This is a genomic window from Clostridium cellulovorans 743B, assembly GCF_000145275.1.
Lineage (GTDB): Bacteria > Bacillota > Clostridia > Clostridiales > Clostridiaceae > Clostridium_K > Clostridium_K cellulovorans.
On sequence record NC_014393.1, the window covers coordinates 2144544 to 2163153 of the forward strand.

An 18610-nucleotide genomic window follows, 5' to 3' on the forward strand; every position below is an offset into this window, starting at 1 on the left:
GGAAACGATGGGAACAAATTTAGTAATAGTTGAATCACCAGCTAAAGCAAAGACTATTCGAAAGTATTTAGGAAAGAATTATGTAGTAGAAGCATCGATGGGTCATGTTAGAGATTTGCCAAAGAGTCAGACTGGTGTGGATGTAGAAAATAATTATGAGCCTAAATATATAACCATAAGAGGAAAAGGTGAACTTCTAGATAAACTAAGAAAACAAGCGAAAAAAAGCGAAAAGATTTATCTAGCTACCGACCCTGACCGTGAGGGAGAAGCGATATCTTGGCATTTAAGTAAGGTTTTAAAACTTTCAGAAACAGAAAAATGCAGGATTGAATTTAATGAGATTACAAAAACTGCAATAAAAGCAGCGATAAAAAGTCCAAGAGAAATAAATATGAATTTAGTAGATGCTCAACAAGCGAGGAGAGTACTAGATCGATTAGTTGGTTACGGAATAAGCCCTATTTTATGGAGAAAAGTCAAGTGGGGGTTAAGTGCGGGAAGAGTTCAATCTGCTACTTTAAGAATGATCTGTGAAAGAGACAAGAAAATAAAAGAGTTTATTCCAAAAGAATATTGGACTATTGAGGGGATTTTCAATTCAACAGATGATACTAAAAATAGTAAAGAAAAATTAAATTTAAAGCTTCATAACTTTAAAAATGAGAAAATTGAAATTGATACAAAGGAAAAAGCTGATGAGATATTAAATATTATAAAAAGCGGAAATTATACTGTTTCTAAAGTTAAGAAGACTGAAAGAATTAAAAATCCACTGCCACCATTTATAACAAGTACTCTTCAACAGGATGCATATAGAAAACTTAATTTTACTACAAAACGAACAATGTCTATTGCTCAACAATTATATGAAGGTATTGAGATAAAAGGAAAGGGTTCTGTTGCTTTGATAACATATATGAGAACAGATTCGGTAAGAATTTCTGATGAAGCGCAAAAATCAGCACTTGAGTTTATAAATACATCTTATGGAACTGAGTATGTTCCAAGCGAACCAAGAATATATAAGGGGAAAAAGAATATTCAAGATGCTCATGAAGCTATAAGACCAACTTATATAGATATAACTCCAGATAAAATTAAAGGAGATGTAAAGGATGAAATATATAAGCTATATAAGTTAATATGGGAAAGATTTGTAGCTAGTCAAATGAAGTCATGTGTTTTAGATACCGTTTCTGTAACTGTTGATAACAGTGGTTACAATTTTAAGGCTAATGGTTCTACTGTAAAGTTTGATGGGTTCATGAAGATATATAGTTATGGAACAGAAGGAGACGAGAGTCTTACAACTATTCCAAAGGTGCAGGAAGGTGAAATGCTAAGTTGCATTCAGATTGATGGTCTTCAGCACTTTACTGAGCCACCAGCAAGGTTTTCGGAAGCATCACTTGTAAAGACACTTGAGGAAAATGGTATAGGAAGACCAAGTACATACGCTCCCACAATAGCAACCTTACTTAGTAGAAAGTATATTGAAAGAGAAAAGAAGACACTAGTTCCTACAGAACTTGGAATAATTGTTGATAATATAATGTGTGAATTCTTTAATCAAATTGTTGATGAAGAATTTACTGCAAACATGGAAGAACGATTAGATGATATTGAACTTGGAGATAGTGATTGGCGAAAGATTGTAAATGAATTTTTCACACCAGTAAAGGCTGAAATTGAAAAAGCTGAAATTGAGCTTGCTAAAATAACCATTGAAGATGAAGTCACAGATATCCAGTGTGAAAAATGTGGAAGAAATATGGTTATTAAACATGGTAAGTTTGGAGACTTTTTAGCATGCCCTGGTTATCCAGAGTGCGAGAATACAAAACCAATTGTTGAGGAGATTGATACTCCTTGTCCAAAATGCGGAAGTAAAATAGTTGTGAAAAAGAGTAAAAAAGGTAGAAAGTTTTTTGGTTGCAGCACTTATCCTAACTGTGATTATGTTAGTTGGTACGAACCTTCTTCGAAAAAATGCAATCAATGTGGCTCTATTATGTTAAAAAAATATAACAAAACTAATGGAAATTATTTAGAATGTTCTAATAGTGATTGTAAAAGTAAAGAAATTATACAAGAAGAGACCGAATAATATAAAGCTGTCGAAAAAAGTTGTCACATTCTCTCCTTTATGATATAATTTATTCAATTATTCTTAATTTTTTAATAATTTGTACTGGTCAGTACAAATTATCGGTGGGGGAGAAGAAAAGATGCAATCATTATTAAGTAGGACGAGGATGCTCAATAAAATTTTGCAAAAATCTGGAACAGAACCAGTGGAATTCGATGAGATTTGTGAACTTTTAAGTAGAGTTTTAGATTGTAATGTATATATTGTCAGTAGAAAAGGAAAAGTTCTTGGACATTCTTTTGCAACGAATTTTGAAATTAGTCCTGTAGAAGAAAAAGTTCTTGAAGATGGGCGTTTTTCAGAAGCTTATAATAATAAATTATTAAATATACAAGAAACGAAAGCAAATTTATCTAGTAAGGATCAATTTGTTTTTGAGGAAGTTTCTTTATGTTATTTAAAAGACAAATTGTTTACAGTAGTTCCTATAATGGGTAATAGAGAAAGGCTTGGCACTCTTTTGATGATTAAAGCTCAGGAGGAATTTACAGAAGAAGAATTGATTCTATGTGAATATAGTAGTACAATCGTAGGTCTTGAAATCTTGAGGTCAAAGCAGGATGAGATTGAAGTAGAGGCCAGAAAGAAAGCGGTAGTGCAACTTGCTATAGGGACTTTATCTTATTCAGAACTTGAAGCTGTGGAACATATATTTAATGAGCTAAATGGGCAGGAGGGACTTCTTGTAGCATCAAAGATAGCTGACAAGGTTGGAATAACTCGCTCAGTGATTGTAAATGCTCTTAGAAAATTTGAAAGTGCAGGACTTATTGAATCTCGTTCTTTAGGTATGAAAGGAACTCATATAAAAATCCTTAATGATAGATTGTTAGATGAATTAAGAAAGATAAATTAAACAAATATCAAAAATTTTTATTTAAACATATAGACTTAGATTGGTTATCTTTATAAAACAAAGGTTGTCAAAATCTTAAGATCAATGCTTCGGGGAGCATGTTGATTTAAAGATAAGACAACCTTTTTAGTTTCTTTTTTTATATTGCATTCCAATTTTCTGTATGATATACTACTATAGGTAATAAATTCACACATAATCTTATTGACAAAATTGGTGCTAGAGAATAGTAATTTTGTTAGATGAAGATTATGGAGGTAAAAACCAAGGAGGTACTGTGATGGCAGTTATATCAATGAAACAATTATTAGAAGCTGGTGTTCACTTTGGACATCAAACAAGAAGATGGAACCCAAAAATGGCTACTTACATCTTCACAGAAAGAAATGGTATTTATATCATTGATCTTCAAAAGACAGTTAAGAAAATCGACGAAGCTTACAACTTCATTAGAAGTGTAGCAGAAGAAGGCAAAGAAGTTTTATTTGTTGGAACTAAGAAACAAGCACAAGAAGCTATTTCAGAAGAAGCAGTTAGAAGTAGCATGCACTTTGTAAACAGCAGATGGCTTGGTGGTATGTTAACTAACTTCTCTACAATCAAAACAAGAATAGCTAGACTTGAAGCATTAAATACAATGGAACAAGATGGAACATTCGAAGTTTTACCAAAGAAAGAAGTTGCTAACTTAAAAAATGAACAAGAAAAACTTCAAAGAAATCTTGGTGGTATCACTAACATGAATCACGAAAATATCGGTGCTTTATTCATAGTTGACCCAAGAAAAGAAAAAAATGCAATATCAGAAGCAAAAAAATTAGGTATACCAGTTGTAGCTATTGTAGATACTAACTGTGATCCAGATGAAGTTGACTATGTAATTCCTGGTAATGACGATGCTATAAGAGCTGTTAAATTAATAACTGCAAAAATAGCTGATGCTATTATCGAAGGAAGACAAGGTGAACAATTAGCAGAATAATAAAGTATAATAAGGTAGGTGGCCGTAATTGACCATTTACCTTTTAGTAAATAGAACGGAGGAATAACCAAATGGCAATATCAGCTGGAATGGTAAAAGAATTAAGAGAAAGAACTGGCGCAGGTATGATGGATTGCAAAAAAGCGCTAAGTGAAACAAATGGTGATGTTGAAAAAGCAATTGAAGTTTTAAGAGAAAGAGGCTTAGCAGCAGCAGCTAAAAAAGCTGGAAGAATAGCTGCTGAAGGTTTAGTAGTAACTTACATAGCAGAAGATAAAAAGAGCGGTGCTCTAGTAGAAGTTAACTGTGAAACAGACTTCGTTTCTGCAAACGATGAATTCTCTGCATTTGCTGCTAATGTAGCAAAACAAGTAGCATTAAGCAATGCTGCAACTGTAGAAGAATTAGTAGAAGAAAAGTTTATAGCAGATGAAGCTGTAACTGTAAAAGAAGGTTTAACTAACTTAATAGCTAAGTTAGGTGAAAACATGACTATAAGAAGATTCACTAAGTTTGTAGCTGATAAGGGTATTGCTCAAAGTTATATCCATGCTGCAGGAAAAATTGGTGTATTAGTAGAACTTACTAGTGAAGGTGATGCTGAAGCATTATCAGCTGTAGCTAAAGACGTTGCAATGCATGTTGCAGCTTCAAATCCATTATTCTTAGATTCTTCACAAGTTGATGCTGAAACACTTGAAAAAGAAAAAGAAATCTACAGAGTTCAAGCATTAAATGAAGGAAAACCTGCAAATATCGTTGAGAAAATGGTTGAAGGTAGAATTAAAAAATACTACAAAGAAAGCTGCTTAATAGAGCAAGTATTTGTTAAGAACCCTGATTATACAATAACTTCATATTTAAATGAAAAGAGCAAGGAAATTGGTTCACCAATATCTGTTGCTAGATTCGTTAGATATGAAAGAGGCGAAGGTATAGAAAAGAAAGAAGAAAACTTTGCTGAAGAAGTTCAAAGACAAATGCAGCAAGGAAAATAAAAAAAAGGGACACTGTGTGTTCCTTTTTTTTAAAGATAAAATTTTCTTTAAATTCGTATAAATAATTGGAGGTCAATTTAAATGGAATCTGTAAAGTATAAGAGAATTATGTTAAAATTATCTGGGGAAGCATTAGCTGGAGAAAAGGGTTATGGCGTTGATTTTGAAGTAGCCAAAAGAATTGCAGAAGAGATAAAAGAAATAATTGATATGGGTGTAGAAATTGGTGCAGTAGTTGGTGGCGGCAACATTTGGAGAGGTAGAGACGGCGGAGAAATGGACAGAGTAACTGCAGACCATATGGGAATGCTAGCAACTTGCATAAATGCCCTAGCACTTCAAGATTCTTTAGAGGCAGTAGGCGTTCATACAAGAGTTCAAACAGCAATTGAGATGCGTCAAGTTGCAGAGCCGTATATAAGAAGGAAGGCTATTAGACATCTAGAAAAAGGAAGAGTTGTTATATTTGCAGCAGGAACAGGTAATCCATATTTTTCTACAGATACAGCAGCATCATTAAGAGCAGCTGAAATAGAAGCAGAAGCCATTTTACTTGCGAAAAAAGTTGATGGAGTATACGACAAAGATCCAAATAAGTTTACAGATGCCAAGAAGTTTGTTAACCTCTCTCATCTAGAAGTAATTAAGCAAGGGTTACAGGTTATGGATTCAACAGCTTCATCCTTATGTATGGATAACAATATACCAATTATTGTTTTCGGACTTGATAAGCCAGGTAATATAAAGAAAGTAGTGCTTGGCGAGAATATAGGAACAACAGTAAGTAATCAATAAGGAGTGTAATTATGGTTAAAGAAATTATTTCAAATGCTGAAGAAAAGATGAAAAAAACAGTAACAGTATTAAAGAAAGATTTGAATACTTTAAAAGCAGGAAAAGCTAATCCTACTATGCTTGATAGAATAGAAGTAGAGTATTATGGTACAATGACACCAATAAACCAAGTTGCTAATATATCAGCACCAGAACCAAGAATATTATTAATCCAACCTTGGGATAAAGGGTCATTAAAAGCTATTGAAAAAGCTATATTGATTTCAGATTTAGGAATTAACCCAAATAGTGATGGTAATGTCATTAGGCTTATAGTTCCAGAACTTACGGAAGAAACAAGAAGAGATATAACTAAAAAAGTTAAAAAGTTTGGTGAAGATGCTAAAGTTGCAGTAAGATCTATAAGAAGAGATGCTAATGATAAAATTAAAAATCTTAAAAAAGAGAATACTATAACTGAGGATGAAATGAAGTCTGCAGAAGATAATGTCCAAAAGAAAACTGATGCATTTGTAAAAGAAATAGATTCCATTATCAGCGATAAAGAAAAAGAAGTTATGTCTCTATAATGTGATAGTAAAACCTGCGTCGTCGCAGGTTTTATTAATAATTTAAAAGGGTGGCAATAAAATGTTTGGATTTTTGAAAAAAGATAATAATAATAAAGCTATTGAACTTGATATGGATAAAATTCCAGAACATATAGCTATTATTATGGATGGGAATGGCAGATGGGCTCAAGGAAAAAAACTTCCTAGAAGTGCCGGACATAAAGCTGGAGCAGAAAATGTTAGAGAAATAACAAAAGAATGTTCTAAACTAGGAGTAAAATACCTAACACTATATGCTTTTTCCACAGAAAATTGGAAGAGATCTAATGAAGAAGTAAATATTTTAATGAAGCTGATGGTAGAATTTTTAAATAAAGAAATTGATGAGTTACATGAAAACCAAGTTGTAGTTAGGTGCCTAGGGGATATAACTAAGCTTCCAGAAGAATGTAGGAAAACTTTAGAAGAAGCTTACGAAAGAACGAAAGATAACACCGGAATAAACCTTAACCTAGCTATAAATTATGGTGGTAGAGATGAAATTTTAAAAGCTGTAAGGTTAATCGCAAAGGATGTATTAGAGAGTAAGAGCAATATAGAAACCTTAGATATTGGAGATGTTGAAAAGTATTTGTATACTGCAGGAATGCCAGATCCAGATCTTATTATAAGACCAAGTGGTGAAAAAAGAATTAGTAATTTTCTTTTATGGCAATGTGCGTACTCTGAATTTTGGTATTCAAATATAAATTGGCCTGATTTTAACAGAAATAATTTACAGGAGGCTATTTTAGATTATCAAGATAGAGATAGACGATTTGGAGGTATAAATAAGTAGGATGAATAAACGTTATTTAGGAGCACTAATATTAACACCTCTTGTTATTTTTATATCAGTTGGTGGAGATTTACTTAGGTATGGTCTTTTACTATTATCTTTCATGGGAATATATGAATTATATAGTGTTGCCTCGAAAAAAGGTATTAAACCAATTAAATTTGTAGGATACTTCGCTACTATAGCGTACTATATATTTCTTAAGAATGTTGATTTTGCAGTAGTAGCATTTTTGATATTCTTAAGCATGATGCTATTACTTTCTATTACAGCGGTAAATTCAAGATATAATTTTAATGATATTTTTACAACTATAGGTGGTTTCATATATGTTCCTGTATTTTTTAGCTTTATATATTTGACTAATGTTAAGGAATATGGAGAATATTTGATATGGATAATATTTTTTTCTTCGTGGGTTTCTGATACCTGTGCGTATTTTGTAGGAGTGAATTTCGGAAAACATAAAATAATTCCTAAAATTAGCCCCAATAAAACTGTAGAAGGTTCTTTAGGTGGCTTATTAGGTGGAGGAATATCATGCTTTTTATTTGGACTTTTTGCCAAGTCTAATGGCGTACAAGTGGAATTATACCATTATATTATAATTGGATTGTTATGTAGTATTTTTTCACAACTTGGAGATTTAACCGCATCATCAATAAAACGACATGTAGGAGTAAAGGATTATAGTAACTTGATACCAGGACATGGTGGAATTTTAGATAGATTTGATAGCATTTTATTTTCTTCAGTAATAGTTTTTTATTATGTATCATTTATAATAGGTTTATAGTAGAGCTATCTCAAGAAAGAAAAAGTTTCTGTTTGTAGAAAATTTTGCAATCAGAAGTTATTTTCTATTTTGAGATGGCTATTTTGTTTCTTTAGGAATTTTAGAACTTGTGATATATTTATATATAGGTTAAATTATTAATAGTAGTATAAAAAATAAGGAGATACGTATGAGAAATATTACCATACTAGGAGCTACTGGATCCATAGGAACGCAAGCTCTAGAAATAATTAGAGGAGATAGAGGAAATTTTAATCTTCTTGCTGCGTCTGCAAATACTAATGTAACTTCCATTAAGAATATTATAGATGAATTTGCTCCAAAGTACATAACGATGATGGATAAAGATTCCTATAACATTGTAAAAGATTATTGTAAAGCTAAAAATTTGTCTGTAGAGGTTTTATATGGTGTCGAAGGCTTAATTGAAATAAGTACATTAAGTGATGTTGACTTGGTGCTAACTTCACTTGTAGGAATGATAGGTTTAAGACCTACTATTGAGGCAATAAAAGCTGGTATTGATATAGCACTTGCTAATAAAGAAACTTTAGTAGTAGGTGGAGAGATTGTCATGGACCTTGCTAAAAAGCATAAGGTCAAGATATTACCAGTGGATTCAGAACATGGAGCAATATTTCAATGTCTTCAAGGAAATCAATATAAGGACATAGATAAAATTCTTTTAACCGCATCAGGTGGACCATTTAGGGGTAGGCCTTTAAATGAGCTCCAAAAGGTAGATGTTAATGATGCTTTGAGTCATCCAAAATGGAATATGGGGAAAAAGATATCAATTGATTCGGCTACATTAATAAATAAGGGTCTAGAGGTTATTGAAGCAAAATGGCTTTTTGATATTCAGCCTTCTAATATAGAAGTTTTAGTTCATCCTCAAAGTATAGTTCATTCAATGGTTCAGTACAAAGATGGTAGTGTTATAGCTCAGTTATCAAACCCTGATATGAAGCTACCTATCCAATACGCACTTAATTATCCAATTCGAAAAGCTAGTGTAATTAAGACTCTTAACTTATTGGAAATAAGGGAGCTAACCTTTGAAAAACCAGACTTAAATACTTTTAAAGGTTTAAAACTTGCATATGATGCTATAAATGAAGGAGGAAATCTTCCAACGATCTTAAATAGTGCCAATGAAGTGGCAGTAGAATTGTTTTTGAATGGTAAAATAAGTTTCTTAGATATAGCTAATATCATAGAACAATGTATGTTAAAAATTGAAAAAATAAGGAATATTACTTTGGATGAAATATTATATACAGAAGAATTAGTAAGAAGATATATAAAAGATTTAATAAAGTAGGAGTGATTTTAGTGGTTAGTCAAATATTATATGTTATTTATGCTTTGTTGGCATTTAGTTTTTTAGTGTTAATTCATGAATTAGGACATTTTATAGTGGCAAGACTTAATGGAGTTAAGGTAGAAGAATTTGCAATAGGAATGGGACCTAAGATATATTCATATCAAGGAAAAGAAACTATGTATTCTATAAGATTATTGCCTATAGGTGGCTACAATAAGATGCTTGGAGAATACGATGGTGCAAATGGTGAGGTTGGGGAAGATACGAATTTTGAAAATCTTTCTGATAACCCTAAATCTCTTACAAGTAAAAAGAATTGGCAAAGATTTTTAATAATAGCAGCTGGACCATTTATGAATTTAATTGGAGCAATAATGCTATTTGCTATAGTAAATATAGGCGCAGGTGGCTTTCAGACTTTAGGAGTTGATTCCCTTACAGATAATTCCCCAGCAAAAGAAGCAGGAATTCTTCCAGGAGATAATATTGTTAAAATTGACGGAAATAAAGTAAAATATGTTGAAGACTTAAAAAATGAATTACTTAAGGCTAATGGAAATAAGGTTACTGTTGAAGTAAACAGAGGTGGGGATGTAAAATCTTTTGATATTACTCCAGCAAAAGGTGAAGCAAAAGGCGATTACAATTTAGGATTTATACCTGTAATAGCTAAAAATCCTAGTATTCTTCAAGCACTTAATCGTGGAGTATATGAAGTTAAATTTATGGTGAAGCTAACTTTTGATTTCTTTAAAGATTTATTCACTGGAAAAGCTGATATTGCTAATAGCGTTGGAGGACCTGTTACTATAGTTAAGGTATCAGTAGCACAAGCTAAGGCTGGATGGCTAAATCTTGTTTATTTTATGGCACTCATGAGTGTTCAGTTGGCTGTATTTAATATTTTACCTATACCTGCTTTAGATGGAGGATACCTTTTACTGTATTTATTCCAAATGATAACAAGGAAAAAGATAAGTGAACAAAAGGTTGGTTCAATTGTGACTGTTGGTTTCTTGATATTAATGGGATTAATGGTCATAGTGACAATCAAAGATGTGTTATTTCCTGTAAACATATAGTTATAGCAGAATACACATCTTGCAATAAAGAGACTTTTAAAAGTTATAAATATGTACCTTCTTTTACAATATCAATGAAAGATTATACAAGAACCTATAAAGGGTTCTTGTATAGTTTATAGGATAATTAAATTAAAATTGATATACACACAGGTCAAAAGTAGAAGATTTATATAATAAAGTAACTTTTTCTATGAAGGAGATAATAATATGTTGAGGAAAAAGACTAAAAAAATAGCAGTAGGCGATATATTTATAGGAGGAGACTCTCCTATATCTGTTCAATCTATGACTAACACTGATACTAGAAATGTAGAGGCTACTGTTTCACAAATTTTAGCATTGGAAGAAGCAGGTTGTGATATTGTAAGATGTGCTGTTAAAGATATGGAAGCAGCTTCAGCAATTAAGGAAATTGTAACAAAGGTAAATATTCCTGTTGTAGCTGATATCCACTTTGATTATAGATTAGCTTTAGAGTCAATAAAGAATGGTATATCTGCTTTAAGAATAAATCCAGGGAATATTGGAGATCTTGAAAGGGTAAGAGCCGTGGCATCAAAAGCCAAGGAAAGACATATTCCAATAAGAATAGGTGTTAATTCTGGTTCTTTAGAAAAAGAAATATTAAATAAATATAAAAAGGTTACTAAAGAAGCTTTAGTTGAAAGTGCTTTAAATCATGTAAAAATATTGGAAGCTGTAGATTTTAATGATATAGTTATTTCGATAAAATCTTCAGATGTAGTTACTATGGTGGAAAGTTATAAATTAGCTTCAAGTCTTTGTGACTATCCTATGCATTTAGGTGTTACGGAGGCTGGTACTATATGGAGAGGAACTATAAAGTCTTCTGTAGGTATTGGAGCTTTATTGTGTGAGGGTATCGGTGATACAATAAGAGTTTCTCTTACAGGTGATCCTTTAGAAGAAATTAAAGTTGGAAAAGAAATTTTGAAGAGTGTAGGATATAATAATTCAGGTATACAATTCGTATCATGTCCAACTTGTGGAAGAACAGAAATTGATTTAATAAATATTGCCAATGAAGTTGAGGCAAAACTTGAATCTTGTAAAAAGAATATTAAAGTTGCTATAATGGGATGTATAGTTAATGGACCTGGTGAAGCTAGAGAAGCTGATATAGGTATAGCTGGCGGAAACGGTGAAGGTTTAATATTCAAAAAAGGACAAATTATAAGAAAAGTTAAGGAAGAAGATCTTGTTAAAGAACTTCTACAGGAAATTGAAAATCTGTAGGCTATGAATCCGTAGAAAAATTGAGTTTTATAGTATAGCTATGTATCATAGAAAAATTATGTACCATAGTTTCTTATAAAATTTAGTAGGGCTATGATACATAGCCTGTGTTTTTATTTTATTATTTACTATAAAATTTAAAAAATGTAGATAGTTCTATAATACGATCACCAATAGGATTTTTATTTTAGACAAAGTAGGTGCTAGGATGAATTCAACAATGTTAAATTCAATTAATGATGAATTCGATTTAAATCATTTTTTAATTGGGTATGACATCAGGCTTATAAAATTGCAGTATCTAAAAAAGAGTAATATACTTAGAGCTATTGTTAAAGCTAAAGAAGAACTTGATGAAAACCAAGAAGAAAGTATAAAAAAGCTTATTTTAAAAAGAGTAACATTTATTGATGGTGTAGAAATATCCTTTCATAAAGATATTTCGAATTTAACTCTTAAGGAGATTTCAACAAAGTACTGGGCAGATATAGTAAATGAGGCATCAAAAGGGCTCCCTATATGCCTTTCAGCTTTAAATAAGGCCGAAAGAAAAATTGATGAAGAGAAATTAAATGTTTATGTGGAAAACGAGTTTTTAAGTAAGCATTTAGAAAATAAAAATCTTTCTTCTATAATAAAAAATCAAATAAGGGATTTATTTGGAATAAATTGTACTGTTAATTTCCATATTAGTAAAAAACAAGATGAAGAAAGCTATTCTAAATTTAAGGAAATCGAAGATAGCAAAATTGTAAAAGAGATATTGACTAACTTACCAGTAGCGAGAAAAGAACAGGATAAAGAGAAAAAGGAAAAACCAAAACAAAACCAACAAAGTCAGTATAAGCCTAAGATTCAAATTAATAAAAATATAAAAGAAGAAGATCTTATCTATGGAAAAGGAATAGCTGGTGATATCTTAAAAATCTCTGAGATAGACGAGACTTATGAGTGGGCTATTGTAAAAGGTGATATTTTTAAGGTTGAAATTACGGAAACAAAAACAGGTAGAATAATATTTACTTTATATATTACAGACTATACAAGTTCCATGGTTGCAAAATTTTTTACAACTAAAGAAGAAAAGGATGAACTTGTTGATCAACTAAAAAAAGGTAGCCATGTTCTTCTAAGAGGAAGAGTATCCTATGATACTTTTATAAAAGAAAACGTGATAATGGTAAGAGATATAAATAAAGCTGATAAGGTTATTATAAAAGATAATGCAAGGGAGAAGAGAGTTGAGCTTCATGCCCATACAACTATGAGTGCTATGGATGCTGTGGTAGCTCCTTCAAAACTTATAGAAAGGGCTGCTAAGTGGGGACATAAAGCAATTGCTATAACAGACCATGGCGTGGTTCAAGGATTCCCAGAAGCTATGGATGCAGGTAAGAAGCATGGAATAAAGATTATCTATGGAGTAGAAGGATACTTAGTAGATGATGGAGGAAGTGTTGTTCTTAATGAAGGGGATAGGGATATTGATGACATTTTTGTGGTTTTCGATATAGAAACAACAGGTTTTTCTAGTCAAAATGATAGGATAATTGAAATTGGAGCAGTAAAGGTAAAAAATGGCGAGATAATAGATGAGTTCAGTGTTTTTGTAAATCCACAAAAGGATATTCCTTTAGAAATAACTGAACTTACTGGAATAGATAATTACATGGTTAAGGATGCAAAAACTATAGATATCGTTATAAAAGAATTTTATGATTTTGTTGATGGATCTATATTAGTAGCTCATAATGCAGCCTTTGATACTTCTTTTATAAAGAAGAATTATTTAGATAATGACCTAGAATTTAATTATCCAATCATGGATACTATACCTTTGTGTAAATATCTTTATCCAGCACTAAATAAATATAAACTCAATGTTATATGTAAGTACCTTGGTATTACACTTCTTAATCACCACAGGGCTGTAGATGATGCTAAAGCTACAGCTATGGTGTTTTTAAAAGCACAAGAGGAGCTTAGATCAAGAGAAATCATCAAGCTTAGTGATTTAAATAAAGAATATAAGCAAACACAAGATATAAAAAAATTGCCGATGAACCATATTATTCTTCTTTCAAAAAACCAAGTAGGTATTAAAAATCTATATAAACTAGTTTCTTTTTCGAGTTTAGACAATTTTCATAGAAAGCCAAGGCTCCCAAGAAGTCTTATAGAAGAATATAGGGAAGGGATTATAATTGGTTCAGCTTGTGAAGCAGGAGAATTATATAAAAATATTCTTCAAGGGCAAAGTGACGATGAGTTAGAACCTATTATAAATTTTTATGATTATTTAGAAATACAACCTATTTGTAATAATTTCTTCTTAATTGAAAAAGGTAATGTAAAAGATGAAAATGAGTTAAGAGAGATAAATAGAAGAATTTATAATCTAGGCCAAAAATACAATAAGCCTGTTGTAGCAACTGGAGATATTCATTTCTTAGATGAACGTGATGGGGTATTTAGAAAGATATTACTTGCTGGGCAAGGCTTTAGTGATGCTGAAAATCAACCACCTTTGTATTTTAAGACCACAGAAGAAATGCTCAGAGAGTTTAGTTATTTAGGAGAAAAAGCTTGTTATGAAGTGGTTATTAAAAATCCTAATGATATTGCTGAGTCTGTAGAGACGGTAAAGCCGATCCCAGATGAAACTTATCCGCCTAAGATAGAAGGGGCAGAAGATGAAATAAGAGAAATGACCATGAAAAAGGTACATTCGATTTATGGAGATCCTCTTCCAGAGGTAGTACAAAAAAGATTAGATAAGGAACTTAATTCTATTATAAATAATGGATATGCGGTGCTTTATCTTATTGCACAGAAGCTTGTTGCAAAATCTTATTCTGATGGATACTTAGTTGGTTCAAGAGGATCTGTTGGGTCTTCTTTTGTAGCAACTATGAGTGGTATCACTGAAGTTAATGGATTGCCACCACATTACGTTTGTCCAAATTGTAAAAATAGTGAATTTATTATGGATGGTTCTGTTAACTGTGGGGCGGATTTGCCTGAAAAAAATTGTCCTAAATGTGGTTCTGAATATATAAGAGAAGGCCATGATATACCTTTCGAAACCTTTTTAGGCTTTGATGGTGATAAGGAACCAGATATAGATTTAAACTTCTCTGGAGATAATCAAGGGGATATTCATAAATATACTGAGGAACTCTTTGGTAAGGGGCATACATTTAAAGCTGGAACAATAGGAACTATAGCTGAAAAAACTGCTTATGGTTTTGTGAAAAAATACCTAGATGAAAAAGAAATGAGAGTCTCAGTAGCAGAAGTTGAAAGGCTTACTCAAGGATGTACTGGTGTAAAAAGAACATCAGGTCAGCATCCAGGGGGAATTATGGTTGTTCCAAGTGACAATGAAATATATAATTTTACTCCAGTTCAACATCCAGCGGATGATCCTAATTCTGATATAATAACAACTCATTTTGATTATCACTCTATAAGTGGTCGTTTGTTAAAACTAGACATACTAGGTCACGACGATCCTACTATTTTAAGAATGCTTCAAGATTTAACGGGGATAGATCCGAAAACACTTCCGTTAAATGATGCAGCTGTGCTTAGCTTATTTACATCACCTGATGCGCTAGGGGTTAATAGAGAAGAATTGGAATGTGAAGTAGGAAGTTATGGACTTCCAGAGTTCGGAACCAAATTCGTAAGACAAATGCTTGTGGATACTCAGCCGAAAACTTTTTCAGATTTGGTTAGAATATCTGGGCTTTCACATGGTACTGATGTATGGCTAAATAATGCGCAATATTTTATAAAAGAAGGGTATACTACATTAAGAGATTGTATTTCAACAAGAGACGATATTATGGTATATCTTATATATCAGGGATTACCTGAAAAGGATGCCTTTGTAATAATGGAAAAGGTAAGAAAAGGAAAAGGATTGTCGCCAGAAAATGAAGAGCAGATGCGAGAACATAAAGTTCCGGAATGGTATATTGAATCTTGTAAAAAGATAAAATACATGTTCCCTAAAGGCCACGCAGTAGCTTATTGTATGATGGCTGTAAGAATTGCATATTTTAAGGTGCATCATCCAAAAGCATATTATGCAACATATTTGACAGTAAGAGGTACTGATTTTGATGGTAATCTTATTATAAAAGGTGAAGGCGTAATAAGACAAAAGATTCATGAATTAAATAGTAGTAATGATATTTCTGTAAAAGACAAAGGACTTCTTACAATTCTGGAAATATGTTATGAAATGAATAAGAGGGGAATACAATTCTTAAAAATAGATCTATATAAATCAGACCCTGTTAAGTTTACAATAGAAGGTGATAATTTACGAATGCCTATAAATGCTTTGGCAGGAGTAGGAGAAAATGCTGCAAAAAGTATAGCAGAAGCAAGAAAAGGTGGAGAGTTTCTGTCTAAAGAGGATCTTAGAATAAGAGCTAAGGTATCGAAAAGTGTTATAGAAGTTTTGAATGAACATGGCTGTTTAGAAGGACTTCCGGATACAAATCAATTAACTCTATTTTCTTTCTAAGAAAATAAGTTGCTTGTTTTTAGGAGTGTTTTTGTGTAGATATTAAATATTTAGCACAGTTATGCTATTTAGATATAATTTTTTTATATTATAGAAGTTTTTATAAAAAACTTGAAAAGTATTTTGAGTTGTGTTAAGATTTTAGTAGTATACGTTATGCAGTGAGATTTAACATTCAAAGAGTGGGTTGAAAAGCCCGCTCTTTCTGTTTATGTAAACGCAACTTTAGAGTTGCGTTTTTGCTTAATTATCAATATTTATGTATAATTTGCAAATCATATATAAAAGGAGGCTTGATTATGGATAAAGAAAAATTATTAATTGAAATCGAAAGTCGTATGGGGTCTGTTATAAAAGATTTGGGTTATGATCTGTATCATATAGAATATGTGGTTGAAGGTGGAGAAAATTTCTTAAGATTTTACATAGAAAATGAAGCTGGGATAGGCTTGAATGATTGTGAAAAAGTTAGCAGAGCTATAAGTGATATTATCGATGTAGAAGATCCAATTGATGAAAATTATTATTTAGAAGTTTCATCACCAGGTGTTTTTAGAACTCTTTTTAAAGATGAGCATTTTAAAAGATATATTGGAGAAGAAGTTACTGTAAAACTGAAGTCCTTACTAAATGGCAGAAAGAAATTTGATGCTGTTTTAGATAATATAGATGATGAAAATATTTATGTAAAGGCTAATAACGAAGTAATTACTGTACCAAAGAAAATATTAAAGCAAGTTACGCTTAATGGGGAGATATAAGGAGGTTAAAAAATGAATGCAGATTTTTTACTTGCATTAAAGGAGATTGTCAAAGAAAAAGGCATCAGTGAAGATCAATTGTTTGAGACCATTGAAGATGCTATGGTTGCAGCTTATAAGAAAAATTATAGCAAAGGTTCTGAAACAAACCAAAACTTTAAAGTTACTATGAATAGAGAAACTGGGGATATAAAAGTATTTTCACGTAAAGATATTGTTGAAAATGTTCTTAATCCAGTAAATGAAATAACTTTAGAAGAAGCTAAAAATTATGATCCAAGATACGAAATTGGGGAAATTGTAGATATAGAAGTTACACCAAAAGATTTTGGTAGAGTAGCGGCTCAAGCTGCGAAGCAATTAGTTATTCAAAGGATAAAAGAAGCAGAGAGAAATCTTATATACGAAGAATTTGCTGAGAAAGAATTTGATATAATAAATGGAACTGTTATAAGAAAAGATAAGAAAAATGTACTTGTTAATATCGGCAGAATTGAAACGGTATTAAATGAATCAGAGCAAATACCAGGAGAACAGTATAACTTTAATGAAAAGTTAAAATTATATGTTGTAGAAGTAAAAAAGACGAGTAAAGGACCATCTATCGTAGTTTCAAGAACACATCCAAACTTAGTAAAGAGATTGTTTGAAATAGAAGTTCCTGAAATATATGAAGGAATAGTTGAAATAAAGTCTATAGCAAGAGAAGCTGGCTCAAGAACTAAAATAGCAGTTTATTCAAATGATGAAGATGTAGATGCTATGGGAGCTTGCGTTGGTTCGAAAGGTTTGAGAGTTCAAAACATTGTCAATGAATTAGGAAACGAAAAAATTGATATAATAAAGTGGAACAAATTGCCAGAGGAATATATAGCTAATTCACTAAGTCCAGCTAAGACTCTTGATGTTTCTATTGATGAACAAAACAAATGTGCAAAGGTTATAGTGGATGATAACCAATTATCTTTAGCAATTGGTAAGGAAGGACAGAATGTTAGATTAGCTGCAAAGCTTACAGGTTGGAAAATAGACATTAAGAGCAAAAGCCAGCATTCTGTTGAAGCTACAACAGAAGAAGAGTAGGTGATTTTCATGAAGGTTAAAAAGATTCCTCAAAGAATGTGCACTGGTTGCATGGAAATGAAGCCTAAAAAAGAACTTATCAGAGTTGTTAAAAACAAAGAAGGAGAAGTATCTGTTGACCTACAGGGGAAAAAACCTGGAAGAGGAGCTTATATATGCAGGTCAGTTGAATGCTTTGAAAAAGCATATAAAACCAAAAGGTTAGAGCGTAACCTAGAGGTTAAAATAGATGAAGTTCTTTATAATAACATAAAAGAGGAGATTCAAAGTGGTAAATAAATTTTACAACTTTCTTGGGCTTGTAAAAAGATCAGGAAACCTAATAGAAGGTTATAACCGCTGTGATGAGGCTATCAAATATAAAAAGTTACCCTTGATACTTATGTCAAAGGATGTATCTGATAATACAAAGAAAAAATTTTTAAATTATTCTTCGAAAAGCGCCATTAAAATATTAGAAGGTTTTGAAAAAGAAGACTTAGGTCGTGCTATTGGTCGAGCAGAGATCAAGATAGTAGGGATATTAGATGGAAATATGGCAAAAAAGCTTCTGGAATTATATGGGTGTCAAGACGAAGTTTAATGGAGG

The 18610-nt window shown here is 31.7% G+C and carries 16 protein-coding genes; all 16 read left to right on the top strand.

What is annotated here, in order from left to right; all coding sequences use genetic code 11:
* Positions 1-7: 7 nt before the first annotated feature.
* Positions 8-2110, top strand: coding sequence for a type I DNA topoisomerase (gene topA, locus CLOCEL_RS08895; RefSeq protein ID WP_013291693.1), 2103 nt, complete (start codon positions 8-10; stop codon positions 2108-2110).
* Between the two features lie 121 nt (positions 2111-2231).
* Positions 2232-3008 carry a GTP-sensing pleiotropic transcriptional regulator CodY gene (codY, locus tag CLOCEL_RS08900; protein WP_010077269.1) on the top strand — a complete coding sequence of 259 codons (777 nt, stop codon included), beginning with the start codon at positions 2232-2234 and terminating at the stop codon, positions 3006-3008.
* A 280-nt stretch (positions 3009-3288) separates the two neighbouring features.
* Positions 3289-3990, top strand: coding sequence for a 30S ribosomal protein S2 (gene rpsB, locus CLOCEL_RS08905; protein ID WP_010077268.1), 702 nt, complete (start codon positions 3289-3291; stop codon positions 3988-3990).
* 71 nt (positions 3991-4061) lie between these two features.
* Entirely contained in the window at positions 4062-4988 is a 927-nt protein-coding gene (gene tsf, locus CLOCEL_RS08910; protein WP_010077267.1) for a translation elongation factor Ts, read from the top strand.
* 81 nt (positions 4989-5069) lie between these two features.
* Positions 5070-5783, top strand: a complete 714-nt coding sequence (gene pyrH / locus CLOCEL_RS08915; RefSeq protein WP_010077266.1) for a UMP kinase — start codon at positions 5070-5072, stop codon at positions 5781-5783.
* Between the two features lie 11 nt (positions 5784-5794).
* A complete protein-coding gene (gene frr, locus CLOCEL_RS08920; RefSeq protein WP_010077265.1) occupies positions 5795-6352 on the top strand; it encodes a ribosome recycling factor in 558 nt (185 codons plus the stop codon).
* A 61-nt stretch (positions 6353-6413) separates the two neighbouring features.
* Complete coding sequence (locus CLOCEL_RS08925; protein ID WP_010077264.1) at positions 6414-7172, top strand: isoprenyl transferase; 759 nt, start codon at positions 6414-6416, stop codon at positions 7170-7172.
* A gap of 1 nt (position 7173) precedes the next feature.
* Positions 7174-7968: a phosphatidate cytidylyltransferase gene (locus CLOCEL_RS08930; protein ID WP_010077263.1), complete on the top strand. Its 795-nt coding sequence runs from the start codon at positions 7174-7176 to the stop codon at positions 7966-7968.
* A 169-nt stretch (positions 7969-8137) separates the two neighbouring features.
* Complete coding sequence (locus tag CLOCEL_RS08935; RefSeq protein ID WP_010077262.1) at positions 8138-9292, top strand: 1-deoxy-D-xylulose-5-phosphate reductoisomerase; 1155 nt, start codon at positions 8138-8140, stop codon at positions 9290-9292.
* Between the two features lie 11 nt (positions 9293-9303).
* Entirely contained in the window at positions 9304-10377 is a 1074-nt protein-coding gene (gene rseP / locus CLOCEL_RS08940) for an RIP metalloprotease RseP (RefSeq protein ID WP_013291694.1), read from the top strand.
* A gap of 210 nt (positions 10378-10587) precedes the next feature.
* On the top strand, positions 10588-11637 hold the full coding sequence (ispG, locus tag CLOCEL_RS08945; RefSeq protein ID WP_010077259.1) for a flavodoxin-dependent (E)-4-hydroxy-3-methylbut-2-enyl-diphosphate synthase: 1050 nt from the start codon (positions 10588-10590) through the stop codon (positions 11635-11637).
* 208 nt (positions 11638-11845) lie between these two features.
* Positions 11846-16177 (top strand): PolC-type DNA polymerase III, encoded by a 4332-nt coding sequence (locus CLOCEL_RS08950; protein ID WP_013291695.1) that lies wholly within the window; start codon positions 11846-11848, stop codon positions 16175-16177.
* Positions 16178-16476: 299 nt separating this feature from the next.
* Positions 16477-16938 carry a ribosome maturation factor RimP gene (rimP, locus tag CLOCEL_RS08955; RefSeq protein ID WP_010077257.1) on the top strand — a complete coding sequence of 154 codons (462 nt, stop codon included), beginning with the start codon at positions 16477-16479 and terminating at the stop codon, positions 16936-16938.
* A gap of 12 nt (positions 16939-16950) precedes the next feature.
* Positions 16951-18021, top strand: coding sequence for a transcription termination factor NusA (nusA, locus tag CLOCEL_RS08960; RefSeq protein ID WP_010077256.1), 1071 nt, complete (start codon positions 16951-16953; stop codon positions 18019-18021).
* Between the two features lie 9 nt (positions 18022-18030).
* Entirely contained in the window at positions 18031-18300 is a 270-nt protein-coding gene (gene rnpM, locus CLOCEL_RS08965; protein WP_010077255.1) for an RNase P modulator RnpM, read from the top strand.
* Positions 18290-18604, top strand: a complete 315-nt coding sequence (locus CLOCEL_RS08970; RefSeq protein ID WP_010077254.1) for a 50S ribosomal protein L7ae-like protein — start codon at positions 18290-18292, stop codon at positions 18602-18604. The genes rnpM and CLOCEL_RS08970 overlap by 11 nt, the downstream gene beginning before the upstream one ends.
* The last annotated feature ends 6 nt before the right edge of the window (positions 18605-18610 follow it).

Bases quoted from the DNA above. Each gene is read 5' to 3' on its own strand.
- frr (WP_010077265.1), top strand. From the start codon at position 5,795: ATGGTTAAAGAAATTATTTCAAATGCTGAAGAAAAGATGAAAAAAACA.
- nusA (WP_010077256.1), top strand. From the start codon at position 16,951: ATGAATGCAGATTTTTTACTTGCATTAAAGGAGATTGTCAAAGAAAAA.
- rpsB (WP_010077268.1), top strand. From the start codon at position 3,289: ATGGCAGTTATATCAATGAAACAATTATTAGAAGCTGGTGTTCACTTT.
- CLOCEL_RS08925 (WP_010077264.1), top strand. From the start codon at position 6,414: ATGTTTGGATTTTTGAAAAAAGATAATAATAATAAAGCTATTGAACTT.
- pyrH (WP_010077266.1), top strand. From the start codon at position 5,070: ATGGAATCTGTAAAGTATAAGAGAATTATGTTAAAATTATCTGGGGAA.
- rnpM (WP_010077255.1), top strand. From the start codon at position 18,031: ATGAAGGTTAAAAAGATTCCTCAAAGAATGTGCACTGGTTGCATGGAA.
- CLOCEL_RS08950 (WP_013291695.1), top strand. From the start codon at position 11,846: ATGAATTCAACAATGTTAAATTCAATTAATGATGAATTCGATTTAAAT.
- codY (WP_010077269.1), top strand. From the start codon at position 2,232: ATGCAATCATTATTAAGTAGGACGAGGATGCTCAATAAAATTTTGCAA.
- topA (WP_013291693.1), top strand. From the start codon at position 8: ATGGGAACAAATTTAGTAATAGTTGAATCACCAGCTAAAGCAAAGACT.
- CLOCEL_RS08935 (WP_010077262.1), top strand. From the start codon at position 8,138: ATGAGAAATATTACCATACTAGGAGCTACTGGATCCATAGGAACGCAA.
- CLOCEL_RS08930 (WP_010077263.1), top strand. From the start codon at position 7,174: ATGAATAAACGTTATTTAGGAGCACTAATATTAACACCTCTTGTTATT.
- tsf (WP_010077267.1), top strand. From the start codon at position 4,062: ATGGCAATATCAGCTGGAATGGTAAAAGAATTAAGAGAAAGAACTGGC.
- rimP (WP_010077257.1), top strand. From the start codon at position 16,477: ATGGATAAAGAAAAATTATTAATTGAAATCGAAAGTCGTATGGGGTCT.
- ispG (WP_010077259.1), top strand. From the start codon at position 10,588: ATGTTGAGGAAAAAGACTAAAAAAATAGCAGTAGGCGATATATTTATA.